Source organism: Pseudomonas sp. PB103, assembly GCF_009764635.1.
Classification (GTDB): Bacteria; Pseudomonadota; Gammaproteobacteria; order Pseudomonadales; family Pseudomonadaceae; genus Aquipseudomonas.
On the sequence record NZ_RWIL01000133.1, the window covers coordinates 1 to 12,908 of the forward strand.

General features: G+C 59.9%; 14 protein-coding genes. 11 read left to right on the top strand and 3 right to left on the bottom strand.

Annotated features, from left to right (window positions below):
• Positions 1-114: 114 nt before the first annotated feature.
• Positions 115-2,292, bottom strand: coding sequence for a malate synthase G (locus EJA70_RS24505; RefSeq protein WP_158834162.1), 2,178 nt, complete (start codon positions 2,290-2,292; stop codon positions 115-117).
• Between the two features lie 658 nt (positions 2,293-2,950).
• Between EJA70_RS24505 and EJA70_RS24510 the strand changes: the two genes are divergently transcribed.
• Complete coding sequence (locus tag EJA70_RS24510) at positions 2,951-3,469, top strand: glycine cleavage system protein R (RefSeq protein WP_007910018.1); 519 nt, start codon at positions 2,951-2,953, stop codon at positions 3,467-3,469.
• A gap of 222 nt (positions 3,470-3,691) precedes the next feature.
• Here the strand turns inward: EJA70_RS24510 and rarD are convergent, their stop codons facing one another.
• Both rarD and EJA70_RS24520 read right to left on the bottom strand, forming a co-directional pair.
• Complete coding sequence (gene rarD, locus EJA70_RS24515) at positions 3,692-4,579, bottom strand: EamA family transporter RarD (protein WP_008083783.1); 888 nt, start codon at positions 4,577-4,579, stop codon at positions 3,692-3,694.
• 132 nt (positions 4,580-4,711) lie between these two features.
• On the bottom strand, positions 4,712-5,746 hold the full coding sequence (locus EJA70_RS24520) for a type IV pilus twitching motility protein PilT (protein WP_158834164.1): 1,035 nt from the start codon (positions 5,744-5,746) through the stop codon (positions 4,712-4,714).
• A 56-nt stretch (positions 5,747-5,802) separates the two neighbouring features.
• Here EJA70_RS24520 and EJA70_RS24525 point away from each other — a divergent pair, with 56 nt between their 5' ends.
• From EJA70_RS24525 to EJA70_RS24570, 10 genes are all read left to right on the top strand, one after another.
• Positions 5,803-6,489: a YggS family pyridoxal phosphate-dependent enzyme gene (locus EJA70_RS24525; protein ID WP_158834166.1), complete on the top strand. Its 687-nt coding sequence runs from the start codon at positions 5,803-5,805 to the stop codon at positions 6,487-6,489.
• 23 nt (positions 6,490-6,512) lie between these two features.
• A complete protein-coding gene (proC, locus tag EJA70_RS24530; protein ID WP_008083786.1) occupies positions 6,513-7,331 on the top strand; it encodes a pyrroline-5-carboxylate reductase in 819 nt (272 codons plus the stop codon).
• A 10-nt stretch (positions 7,332-7,341) separates the two neighbouring features.
• A complete protein-coding gene (locus EJA70_RS24535) occupies positions 7,342-7,932 on the top strand; it encodes a YggT family protein (RefSeq protein ID WP_095049462.1) in 591 nt (196 codons plus the stop codon).
• Positions 7,929-8,219, top strand: a complete 291-nt coding sequence (locus tag EJA70_RS24540) for a DUF167 domain-containing protein (RefSeq protein ID WP_064589645.1) — start codon at positions 7,929-7,931, stop codon at positions 8,217-8,219. Before EJA70_RS24535 ends, EJA70_RS24540 begins: the two co-directional genes overlap by 4 nt.
• Positions 8,220-8,455: 236 nt before the next feature.
• Positions 8,456-9,595 carry a homoserine O-acetyltransferase gene (locus EJA70_RS24545; RefSeq protein WP_008083796.1) on the top strand — a complete coding sequence of 380 codons (1,140 nt, stop codon included), beginning with the start codon at positions 8,456-8,458 and terminating at the stop codon, positions 9,593-9,595.
• 7 nt (positions 9,596-9,602) lie between these two features.
• The gene (metW, locus tag EJA70_RS24550) at positions 9,603-10,223 is read left to right on the top strand and encodes a methionine biosynthesis protein MetW (RefSeq protein ID WP_007913638.1); all 621 of its coding nucleotides are present in this window, start codon (positions 9,603-9,605) and stop codon (positions 10,221-10,223) included.
• Between the two features lie 25 nt (positions 10,224-10,248).
• Positions 10,249-10,683, top strand: a complete 435-nt coding sequence (locus EJA70_RS24555) for a DUF4426 domain-containing protein (RefSeq protein ID WP_008083800.1) — start codon at positions 10,249-10,251, stop codon at positions 10,681-10,683.
• Complete coding sequence (gene rdgB / locus EJA70_RS24560) at positions 10,680-11,276, top strand: RdgB/HAM1 family non-canonical purine NTP pyrophosphatase (RefSeq protein ID WP_008083802.1); 597 nt, start codon at positions 10,680-10,682, stop codon at positions 11,274-11,276. The genes EJA70_RS24555 and rdgB overlap by 4 nt, the downstream gene beginning before the upstream one ends.
• A complete protein-coding gene (hemW, locus tag EJA70_RS24565; RefSeq protein WP_158834168.1) occupies positions 11,273-12,478 on the top strand; it encodes a radical SAM family heme chaperone HemW in 1,206 nt (401 codons plus the stop codon). The genes rdgB and hemW overlap by 4 nt, the downstream gene beginning before the upstream one ends.
• Positions 12,479-12,513: 35 nt before the next feature.
• Complete coding sequence (locus tag EJA70_RS24570) at positions 12,514-12,837, top strand: DUF3392 domain-containing protein (protein WP_008083808.1); 324 nt, start codon at positions 12,514-12,516, stop codon at positions 12,835-12,837.
• The last annotated feature ends 71 nt before the right edge of the window (positions 12,838-12,908 follow it).

Consider the following 12,908-nt stretch of genomic DNA (forward strand, 5'->3'; position numbering starts at 1 on the left):
AGCTCCTACAGGTGATCTCATGTAGGAGCTGCCGAAGGCTGCGATCTTTTGATTGTGCTTCCCAAAGAAAAAGCCCTGATCTCTCGATCAGGGCTTTTTCACATCTACGCAAATTTACAGGCCGTTAGCGGCCTTGAACTCGCGACGACGACGGTGCAGAACCGGCTCGGTGTAACCGTTCGGCTGCTTGGTGCCTTCAACCACCAGTTCGACCGCCGCCTGGAAAGCGATGTTGCTGTCGAAGTTCGGGGCCAGCGGACGGTACAGCGGGTCATTGGCGTTTTGACGGTCAACCACTGGCGCCATGCGCTTGAGGCTTTCCATCACTTGCGCTTCGGTCACCACGCCGTGGCGCAGCCAGTTGGCGATGTGCTGGCTGGAGATACGCAGCGTGGCACGGTCTTCCATCAGGCCGACGTCATTGATGTCCGGCACTTTCGAGCAACCGACACCCTGGTCGATCCAGCGCACCACGTAACCAAGAATGCCCTGGGAATTGTTGTCCAGTTCGTTCTTGATCTGCTCTGGCGTCCAGTTCGGGTTGACCGCCAGCGGGATGGTCAGGATGTCGTCGACCGACGCGCGAGCACGTTTGGCCAGTTCGGCCTGACGGGCAAACACATCGACCTTGTGGTAATGCAGCGCGTGCAGTGCCGCAGCGGTCGGCGATGGAACCCAGGCGGTGTTGGCGCCAGCCAGTGGGTGCGCGATTTTCTGCTCAAGCATCGCCGCCATCAGGTCCGGCATCGCCCACATGCCTTTACCGATTTGCGCGCGACCTTGCAGGCCGGTGCTCAGACCGATATCGACGTTCCAGTTCTCGTAGGCGCCGATCCACTTCTCAGCCTTCATGTCGGCCTTGCGCACAACCGGGCCGGCTTCCATGGAGGTGTGGATTTCGTCGCCGGTGCGGTCGAGGAAACCGGTGTTGATGAACACCACGCGCTCGCTGGCCGCTTTGATGCAGGCCTTGAGGTTGACCGTGGTGCGGCGCTCCTCGTCCATGATCCCGACTTTCAGCGTGTTGCGTTTCAGACCGAGCACGTCTTCGATGCGCCCGAACAACTCGTTGGTGAACGCCGCTTCTTCCGGGCCGTGCATCTTCGGTTTAACGATGTAGACCGAACCGGTGCGAGTGTTGCGCCGCGAGGTGTTGCCATTGAGGTTGTGCATCGCCGCGAGGCAAGTGACCAGACCGTCGAGAATGCCTTCCGGCACTTCGTTACCGTCTTTGTCGAGGATCGCGTCGATGGTCATCAGATGGCCAACGTTACGCACGAACAACAGCGAACGACCGTGCAGCGTCACTTCACCGCCATTCGGCGCGGTGTAGGTACGGTCCGGGTTCATGGTGCGGGTGAAGGTCTGGCCGCCCTTGGACACGGATTCCGACAGGTCGCCCTTCATCAGGCCGAGCCAGTTGCGGTAGATCACCACTTTGTCGTCAGCATCGACGGCGGCTACGGAGTCTTCGCAGTCCATGATGGTGGTCAGGGCCGCTTCCATCAGGATGTCTTTGACGCCGGCGGGGTCGGTCTGGCCAACCGGGGTGGTGGCGTCGACCTGGATTTCGAAATGCAGACCGTTGTGTTTCAGCAGAATGGCGATTGGCGCGTTGGCGTCGCCCTGGAAACCGATCAGTTGCGCATTGTCGCGCAGGCCAGCGTTGCTGCCATCCTTGAGGGTGACCAGCAGTTTGCCGTCAGCGATCTTGTAGCCGGTCGAATCGACGTGGGAGCCAGCAGCCAATGGCGCAGCTTCGTCGAGGAACGCACGGGCGAAGGCGATGACTTTGTCGCCACGCACCTTGTTGTAGCCTTTGCCTTTTTCCGCGCCACCGTCTTCGCTGATCGCGTCGGTGCCGTAGAGGGCGTCGTACAGCGAACCCCAGCGGGCGTTCGAAGCATTGAGAGCGAAGCGGGCGTTCATCACCGGCACAACGAGTTGCGGGCCGGCGGTACGGGCGATTTCATCATCGACGTTTTGTGTCGTTGCCTGGAAATCAGCCGCTTCTGGCAGCAGATAACCGATTTCTTGCAGGAACGCTTTGTAGGCTACGGCGTCGTGCGCCTGACCGTTGCGTTCCTGATGCCAGGCGTCAATGCGTGCCTGGAAGTCATCGCGTTTGGCGAGTAGGGCTTTGTTCTTCGGCGCCAGGTCATGAATGACCTTGTCGGCACCTTCCCAGAATTTTTCGGCGGTGAGGCCGGTACCGGGAATGGCTTCGTTGTTCACGAAGTCGAACAGGACTTTGGCGACCTGCAGGCCACCGACTTGAACGTGTTCAGTCATTGCTTGCCTCACTCTGCTCAGCTATTTCGCTTTTCAGCTCTTCAATTTTGACAATGAAGCCTCTGGCCATTTAAACCACAAACCTGCCGACCAGTACATGCCATTGCTGGCGGCTGGGCTGGGACCAATCAAAGGCTTGGGGCCTTGCTGACGGGGCTTTCAGGGTTGCGAACATGCCTTGGGCAGACATTGATCCAGCGTTATGTAGTGCGCGCTGCGGCATACTACATGATGAGTTGCGCTTGTGAAAATCAGACTAATTACGTCGTTCTGCGACCTCATGTCGCATTGCGGTCACATCGCGGAACGGGATGTTCTCAAAAAACCATTGGATTGTTCCAGCTAAATATCAAAAGTTGTACACATAAATACTATTTGGCTGCTATGGCGCACATTTTGGTGTACGCGCCTTGATGGCGAGTGGATTTGTGGCGAGGGGATTCATCCCCGACCGGCTGCGCAGCAGTCGCAAAACCTGCCAGCTCGGTCTGGCTGGGGAAAGCAGGGGGCGGCTTCGCCACCCATCGGGGATAAATCCCCTCGCCACAGTTCATCATCTGCAGGTGATTTCCACATACCAACACCGGGTCGGGCTGAATCAACGCCCTTGCCTATACTCCCCCTTCTATAACAACAGTCATGACAAGAGGGCGGCGCCATGGACCATCTCGTACTCACCGTTTTCGCCCCGGACAAGCCCGGGCAGGTCGAGCGTATTGCCCAATGCATTGCCGAGCACGGCGGTAACTGGCTGGAAAGTCGCATGTCGCGGATGGCCGGGCAGTTTGCCGGGATTCTGCGGGTGGGCGTGCCGGCAGAGGCTTACGACGAATTAGTCGATTCCCTACAAGCGCTGTCGACTCATGGCATTCGCGTATTGATTGCCGAAAGCGGAATCGAACAATCCTGCACCTGGAAACCGATTGCCATGGAATTGGTCGGTAACGACCGCCCGGGGATCGTCCGCGACATCACACGCTTGCTCAGCGAGCAAGGTGTAAACCTCGAACGGCTGGTGACCGAAGTGCGCCCCGCACCGATGAGCAGTGAACCGCTGTTCCACGCCGAAGCGATTCTCGCCGTGCCGCTGACTTTATCGCTCGACGTGTTGCAATCGCGCCTGGAAACCCTGGCCGATGATCTGATGGTCGAATTGGTGTTACGCACAGACGTTTAGCGCTGAGCAGGTTATCCAGTTTTAACGTGCACCTGCCTGTGGATAACCTGTAGAGACTGCGCGCAACGCCACGCCCGCCGTGGCTTTGCTGGAGTTGATCAAAAAACCGCCAGAATTCAGTGAGTTGCGCACAAACGGCGGGGATCACGCTGTGGATAACCTTGGGAAGGAACGTTGCAGGCCTCGAGAACCGTGGCCTGCGGAGGTTTGTGTATTTTTTGATCAGCTGCGCCGGCGCAAACTTATCCACGCGTCGACGCTGTACACCGCCAAGCCAGCCCAGATAAAGATGAACGCGACCAGCGTGCTGGACGACAAGTGCTCACCGAACAGCAACACCGCTTGCAGCAGTACCAGCGTCGGCGCCAGGTATTGCAGGAAGCCCAGCGTGGTGTAGGGCAGATGCCGCGCCGCCGCGTTGAAACACACCAGCGGCACCAGCGTTACCGGGCCGGCGGCGACCAGCCACCAGGCTTGCGACGTCGTCCAGAACTCGGGTTGCGCGCTGGTCGCGGTCTGATTGAACAGCAGCCAGGCGATGGCAATCGGCACCAGCATCCAGGTTTCCACCACCAGGCCCGGCAACGCCTTGACCGGTGCCTGTTTGCGGATCAGTCCGTAGAAACCGAAGGTCAGCGCCAGCACCAGCGACACCCACGGCAGACTGCCGACCTGCCAGACCTGCTGCGCTACACCCACCGCCGCCAGCCCAACCGCAAGCCACTGCATCCGCCGCAGACGTTCGCCGAGAATCAGCATCCCCAGCAACACGTTGACCAGCGGGTTGATGTAGTAACCGAGGCTCGCCTCCAGCATGCGTCCGTTGTTCACCGACCACACGTACGTCAGCCAGTTGGCCGCGATCAGCGTGCCGCTCAAGGCCAGAATCGCCAGACGCTTGGGATTGTCGAGCAACTCGCGCAGCCAGCCCGGGTGTTTCCACACCATCAGCAGCAATGCGCCGAACAGCGCCGACCACAGCACCCGATGGATGATGATCTCGACCGCCGGGACTTCGGCAATGGCTTTGAAGTAGATCGGGAACAGGCCCCAGATGATGTAGGCGGTAAGGCCCAGGATGTACCCGCGACGCGGGTTGGCGGCTTGCATGCAGAATCCTTGCTTAGGCAGCTAACAAAGGAGGGGATTGTAAGGAGGTTTGTCAGCCAGTGCCGCAGTTGATTGGTCAGGAATGTGTGAACGAAGGAATGAGCCTCCCCAGAGAAGGCTCATCAACAGCAATCAGAAATTATCCGGCGTCCGCGCTTTCTCCCGGGCATGCTCACGGCTGATCAAGCCTTTGCTCACCAAATCTTTCAGGCACATGTCGAGGGTCTGCATGCCCAGCGATCCTCCGGTCTGAATCGCCGAATACATCTGCGCCACCTTGTCCTCGCGGATCAGATTACGGATTGCCGACGTGCCGAGCATGATCTCGTGCGCCGCAATCCGGCCGCCGCCAATCTTCTTGATCAGCGTCTGCGAGACTACCGCCAGCAGCGATTCCGAGAGCATCGAGCGCACCATCGATTTTTCGTCGCCGGGAAACACGTCGACCACCCGGTCGATGGTTTTCGCCGCCGACGTGGTGTGCAGGGTGCCGAACACCAGATGTCCGGTTTCGGCGGCGGTCAGCGCCAGGCGAATGGTTTCCAGATCGCGCATTTCACCGACGAGAATCACGTCCGGGTCTTCGCGCAGTGCCGAGCGCAGTGCGGTGGCGAAACTGCGGGTATCGCGGTGAACTTCACGCTGATTGATCAGGCATTTGCGCGATTCGTGAACGAATTCGATCGGGTCTTCGATGGTCAGGATGTGGTGATGACGATGGTTGTTGAGGTAATCGATCATCGCCGCCAGCGTGGTCGATTTGCCCGAACCGGTCGGCCCGGTGACCAGCACCAGCCCGCGCGGCGCGTCGGTGATTTTGCGGAAAACATCACCCATGGCGAGGTCGTCCATGCTCAGCACTTTCGACGGAATGGTACGGAACACCGCGCCGGCGCCACGGTTGTGGTTGAAGGCGTTGACCCGAAAGCGCGCGACACCGGGGACTTCGAAGGAAAAGTCGGTTTCCAGATGTTTCTCGAAGTCGACCCGCTGGGTGTCGTTCATGATGTCGTAGATCAACTCGTGCACTTGCTTGTGATCCAGCGGCGGCAGATTGATCCGCCGTACATCGCCGTCGACGCGGATCATCGGCGGCAGACCGGCCGACAGGTGCAGGTCGGAAGCGCCTTGTTTGGCGCTGAAGGCCAGCAGTTCAGTGATATCCATAGCGATCCTCGTTTCCAGTAGAATGCCGCGAACCTTCAGACCGCCGGCGCCTCTTGATGTCCACGATAGCAGACAACATTTCCCACGTTGGTTCGCGCATCCAGACCGCGACCCAAGCCGCACACCGTCCTGAAAACAGCGTCCAGTTGCTCGCCGTGAGCAAAACCAAACCCGCCGAGGCCCTGCGCGAAGCGTATGCCGCCGGGCTGCGCGACTTTGGCGAGAACTACCTGCAGGAAGCCCTGAGCAAACAGCTCGAACTGGCCGACCTGCCCTTGATCTGGCACTTCATCGGCCCCATTCAATCGAACAAGACTCGCGCGATTGCCGAGCATTTCGACTGGGTGCATTCCGTGGATCGCCTGAAAATCGCTCAACGTCTGTCCGAACAGCGCCCGGCCGAGCTGCCGCCGCTGAACATCTGCATTCAGGTCAACGTCAGCGGTGAGGTCAGTAAATCCGGCTGCACGCCTGACGATCTGCCGGCGCTGGCCGCTGCGATCAGCACTTTGCCGCGTTTGAAACTGCGCGGCTTGATGGCAATTCCCGAGCCGACCGACGACCGCGCCGAGCAAGACGCGGCCTTCGCCGCCGTGCAGAAATTGCAGGCCAGCCTCGATTTGCCGCTCGACACACTGTCCATGGGCATGAGCCACGATCTTGAGTCGGCGATTGCCCAAGGCGCCACCTGGGTGCGTATCGGTACGGCCTTGTTTGGCGCGCGCGACTATTCCCAATCTTGAACGTTTCCAGATAAGGACCACACATGAGCAACACACGTATTGCCTTTATCGGTGCCGGCAACATGGCCGCCAGTTTGATCGGCGGCCTGCGCGCCAAAGGTCTGGAAGCTGCCCACATCCGTGCCAGCGATCCGGGCGAAGAAACCCGCGCCAGGGTCAGCGCTGAACACGGCATCGAAACCTTTGCCGACAATGCTCAGGCCATCGACGGCGTCGACGTGATCGTGCTGGCGGTCAAGCCACAAGCCATGAAAACCGTGTGCGAAGCGCTTCGCCCGAGTCTGAAACCCAATCAACTGGTGGTGTCGATTGCCGCCGGCATCACTTGCGCGAGCATGACCGCGTGGCTCGGCGAGCAGCCGATCGTGCGCTGCATGCCGAACACCCCGGCGCTGCTGCGTCAGGGCGTCAGTGGTTTGTACGCGACCAGCGAAGTCACCGCCGAGCAGCGTCAGCAAGCCGAAGAGCTGCTGTCCGCCGTCGGCATCGCGCTGTGGCTGAACGAAGAACAGCAACTGGATGCGGTGACGGCAGTGTCCGGCTCCGGCCCGGCGTACTTCTTCCTGCTGATCGAAGCGATGACCGCTGCCGGCGTCAAACTCGGTCTGCCCAAGGAAATCGCCGAACAACTGACCTTGCAAACGGCGTTGGGCGCGGCACACATGGCCGTCTCCAGTGATGTCGATGCTGCCGAACTGCGTCGCCGCGTGACCTCGCCAAATGGCACCACTGAAGCGGCGATCAAATCATTCCAGGCCAATGGCTTCGAAGCCCTGGTCGAAACTGCACTCGGCGCCGCCGCGCACCGCTCGGCCGAAATGGCCGAACAACTGGGCAAATAAGGAGCCTTACATGATTGGATTGAACACTGCAGCGGTTTACGTGCTGCAAACCCTCGGCAGTCTGTACCTGCTGATCGTGCTGCTGCGCTTCGTGCTGCAACTGGTACGCGCGAACTTCTACAACCCGCTGTGCCAATTCATTGTCAAAGCGACCCAGCCATTGCTCAAGCCACTGCGCCGGATCATTCCGAGCCTGTTCGGCCTGGACATGTCGTCGCTGGTGCTGGCGATTCTGGTGCAACTGGCGCTGATGGCGCTGACCCTGCTGCTGACTTACGGCACCACCGGTAATCCGCTGCAACTGTTTATCTGGTCGCTGATCGGCGTGACCGCGCTGTTCCTGAAGATCTTTTTCTTCGCCCTGATCATCAGCGTGATTCTCTCGTGGGTCGCACCGGGCAGCCACAATCCGGGCGCTGAGCTGGTCAATCAGATCTGCGAGCCGGCGCTGGCGCCGTTCCGCAAAATCCTGCCGAATCTCGGCGGTCTGGATCTGTCGCCGATCTTTGCCTTCCTTGCGCTGAAGCTGATCGACATGCTGGTGATCAACAATCTGGCGGCGATGACGATGATGCCGGAAATCCTCCGTCTGCTGATGTGAGCTGGTTTCGATGGGACGGTGACGACTTGATCCTCGAGTGTCACCTGCAACCGGCAGCCCGCAGCGATGACTTCGCCGGGCTGCACGGCGATCGCCTGAAGATCCGCCTGACCGCACCGCCGGTCGAGGGCAAGGCCAATGCGTATCTGATGGGCTTTCTGGCCAAGGCGTTTGGGGTTTCGAAGAGTCAGGTCAGTTTGCTCAGCGGTGAGTTGAACCGGCAGAAGCGGGTGAAAATCTGCTCGCCAAAAAAATTGCCGGATTTGCCTGACCTGGTGCGTCCCTGATCGAGCAGTGCAGCACTTGTGGTGAGGGGATTTATCCCCGATGGGTGGCGAAGCCGCCCCTTGCTTTCTTCCAGCCAGTCCGCGTCAGCAGGTTTTGCGACTGCTGCGCAGCCGATCGGGGATAAATCCCCTCGCCACAGGGGGCGCGTTCAATGAATGAATGAGGCCCGATCGTTGCTTGCCGCTAACCCCCCCGGTCTTTAGACTTACGCCTCATTTCAACGAGAGCAGGGTCGATGCCAACTGCCTTTCCCCCCGATTCTGTTGGTCTGGTGACGCCGCAAACCGCGCACTTCAGCGAACCGCTGGCCTTGGCCTGTGGCCGGTCGCTGGCCGCCTATGACCTGATCTACGAAACCTACGGCACGCTGAACGCGCAAGCGAGCAACGCCGTGCTGATTTGCCACGCCTTGTCCGGCCATCATCACGCCGCTGGCTACCACAGCGTTGACGACCGCAAGCCCGGTTGGTGGGACAGCTGCATCGGCCCCGGCAAACCGATCGACACCAACAAGTTCTTCGTGGTCAGCCTGAATAATCTCGGCGGCTGCAACGGCTCCACCGGCCCGAGCAGCATCAATCCGGAGACCGGCAAACCGTTCGGTGCCGACTTCCCGGTGCTCACCGTGGAAGACTGGGTACACAGCCAGGCACACCTCGCTGACCTGCTCGGCATCGGCCAGTGGGCGGCGGTGATCGGCGGCAGCCTCGGCGGCATGCAGGCGCTGCAATGGACCATCACTTATCCGGATCGCGTACGTCACTGCCTGGCCATCGCATCGGCACCGAAGCTGTCCGCGCAGAACATCGCCTTCAACGAAGTCGCGCGTCAGGCGATCCTCACTGACCCGGAATTCCATGGCGGTTCGTTCCAGGAAGCGGGCGTGATCCCCAAGCGCGGCTTGATGCTGGCGCGTATGGTCGGGCACATCACGTACCTGTCCGACGATTCGATGGGCGAGAAATTCGGCCGTGGCCTGAAGAGCGAGAAGCTTAACTACGACTTCCACAGTGTCGAGTTCCAGGTCGAAAGTTACCTGCGTTATCAGGGCGAAGAGTTCTCCGGACGCTTCGACGCCAACACCTACCTGTTGATGACCAAGGCGCTGGACTACTTTGACCCGGCGGCGAACTTCGACGATGACCTGGCGAAAACCTTCGCCAACGCCACGGCCAAGTTCTGCGTGATGTCGTTCACCACCGACTGGCGTTTCTCCCCAGCGCGTTCGCGTGAACTGGTGGATGCGCTGATGGCGGCGCGCAAGGACGTCAGCTATCTGGAAATCGACGCACCGCAGGGCCACGACGCCTTCCTGATTCCGATCCCGCGCTACTTGCAGGCGTTCGGCAATTACATGAACCGCATCACGTTGTGAGAAAGCCATGAGAGCTGATCTGGAAATCATCCAGGAATGGATCCCCGCCGGCAGCCGCGTCCTCGACCTCGGTTGCGGTGACGGCGAGCTGCTGACCTGGCTGCGCGACAACAAGAACGTCACCGGTTATGGCCTGGAAAACGACGCCGACAACATCGCCCAATGCGTTGCCAAAGGCGTCAATGTCATCGAGCAGGATCTGGACAAGGGGCTGGGCAACTTCGCCAGCAACAGTTTTGACATCGTCGTCATGACCCAGGCCCTGCAAGCCGTGCATTACCCGGACAAGATCCTCGACGAAATGCTGCGGGTCGGTCGCCAATGCATCATTACCTTCCCGAACTTCGGTCACTGGCGCTGCCGCTGGTACCTGGCGAGCAAGGGGCGCATGCCGGTTTCCGAGTTTCTGCCGTACACCTGGTACAACACGCCGAACATTCACTTCTGCACCTTCGAAGACTTTGAAGAACTGTGTCGCGAACGTGATGCGAAGGTCATTGATCGGCTTGCCGTGGATCAACAGCACCGCCACGGGTGGGCCAGTAAGCTATGGCCTAATCTGTTAGGTGAGATCGGTATCTACCGCGTCAGCAGCCCGCAGCTTGCAGACCACAAAGTTGCGGTCTGAATCCCGTCATTTCGAGGAGACGATCATGGGTCGTTTAGCGTTGTTGTTATTGACCGCCTGCCTGAGTGCCAGCGCACTGGCAGCGGATGTCATCAAAGGTGAGCGCAAGGAAACCTTTGGCGACGTGACGGTGCACTACAACACTTTCAACTCGACGTTCCTGCAACCGGACATCGCCAAGGCAGCGGAGCTGATCCGCAGCAAGAATCAGGGCGTGATCAATGTCTCGGTGATCAAGGACGGCAAACCACTGGTCGCCAACGTCACCGGCACGGTCAAGGACCTGACCAGCCAGAGCGTGCCGCTGAACTTCCGCCAGGTCACCGAACAGGGCGCGATCTACTACATCGCCCAGTACCCGGTGGAACAGCAGGAAACCCGCACCTTTGAAATCAAGGTGCAGAACGGCGACAAGATCAACACCATCAATTTCAACCAAGAACTCTTTCCCGGCGAATGATGAACATCAAGCAGCTCGTACTGGCCAGCCATAACGCCGGCAAACTCAAAGAACTTCAGGCCATGCTCGGCGAATCGGTGCAACTGCGCTCGATTGGCGAGTGGAGCAAGGTCGAGCCGGAAGAAACCGGTCTGTCGTTCGTCGAGAACGCGATCCTCAAGGCGCGCAACGCCGCACGCATTTCCGGGCTGCCGGCGCTGGCCGACGATTCCGGTCTGGCGGTGGATTTTCTTGGCGGTGCGCCGGGCATCTATTCGGCGCGTTATGCCGACGGCAAGGGCGACGCGGCGAACAACGCCAAACTGCTCGACGCCTTGAAAGATGTGCCGGAAGCCGAACGCGGTGCGCAGTTCGTGTGCGTGCTGGCGCTGGTGCGCCACGCTGACGATCCGTTGCCGATCCTCTGCGAAGGCCTGTGGCACGGGCGCATTCTGACCGCTGCCAGTGGCGAGCACGGTTTCGGTTATGACCCGCTGTTCTGGGTGCCGGAGCGTGATGTGTCCAGCGCCGAACTGAGCCCGGCCGACAAGAACCAGATCAGCCACCGCGCCCGTGCAATGGATCTGCTGCGCCAGCGTCTGGGCTTGAAATGACCCGTGATTCCTCCGCGTCGTCACTAATCGTCGGCGGCGCCGCTTCTTCGCCTCGGGCGCCGCTGCCCACGCTGCCGCCCTTGTCGCTGTACATCCACATTCCGTGGTGTGTGCGCAAATGCCCGTATTGCGATTTCAACTCGCACACCGCCAGCCCGGTGTTGCCTGAGCAGGAATACGTCGACGCCTTGCTGGCTGATCTCGATCAGGATCTGCACGCGGTTTATGGCCGTGAGCTGACGTCGATCTTCTTCGGTGGTGGTACGCCGAGCCTGTTCAGCGCTGAAGCGCTTGGGCGTTTGCTTGAAGGCGTCGAGCAGCGCATTCCGTTTGCCGACGACATCGAAATCACCCTGGAAGCCAATCCGGGCACGTTCGAGCAAGAGAAGTTTGTCGCCTACCGCAAGTTGGGGATCAATCGTCTGTCGATCGGTATCCAGAGCTTCCAGCAGGAAAAGCTCAAGGCGCTCGGCCGCATTCACAACGGTGACGAAGCAGTGCGCGCGGCGGGGATGGCGCGGCAGGCCGGGTTCGATAACTTCAACCTCGACTTGATGCACGGTTTGCCCGATCAGTCGCTGGACGATGCCTTGAGCGATCTGCGCCAGGCTATCGAGCTGAATCCGACGCACATCTCCTGGTATCAACTGACGCTGGAGCCGAACACGGTGTTCTGGAATCAGCCGCCGGTGCTGCCGGAAGACGACACGCTGTGGGACATTCAAGAAGCCGGGCAGGCGCTGCTGGCCGAGCATGGTTACGCGCAATACGAAGTCTCGGCTTATGCACAGGCCGGACGTCCGGCGCGGCATAACCTCAATTACTGGAGTTTTGGCGACTTCATCGGTATTGGCGCGGGTGCGCATGGCAAGTTGAGCCATCCGGACGGGCGCATCGTGCGGACGTGGAAGACACGGCTGCCAAAGGACTATCTGAATCCGGCGAAAAATTTTCAGGCTGGCGAGAAATCGCTGACCAATGATGAGCTGCCGTTCGACTTTTTGATGAACGCGTTGCGCCTGACTGCGGGTGTGGAATCGCGCCTGTACCCGGAGCGTACCGGGCTGTCGCTGGAAAGCCTCGCCGAAGGCCGGGCAGCGGCAGAACAAAGCGGTCTGTTGCAGGTCGAACCGTCACGTCTGGCGGCCACTGAGCGCGGACAACTGTTCCTCAACGATTTGCTGCAACAATTTCTGAACTGAGCTCAACCCTCAACTTCTGTCCCAAGGGAAAACGCATGGATTTGATACTCGACCTGCTCGCCACCGTCTCCCGCTGGAGCCGCAGCAACCTCTCGGAAATCGCCCTGGCGCTGGTCGGCTGCTTGCTGGTGCTGTTCGGCGCCGATTTCAAAGGCTGGGTCGAGCAACGCCTGGGCAGCATCGCCGGCGCCTTGCGCGTGCCATTGATGGCGCTGCTGTGCCTGATCGGCAGCGGCGCGGCACTGATCTACGCCACGCCGTGGGTGATCAAAGGCCTGAGCCAGTTCAATAATTACAGCCTGGCGCCAGTGCTGCTGGTCGTCCTCGTCCTCATCGGCGTAGTCGCGGACCGCCGCTGACACCAGAAAACAACTGTAGGCGCTGCGGCACGCTGCGATCTTTTGATCTTGAAAATCAGGATCAAAAGATC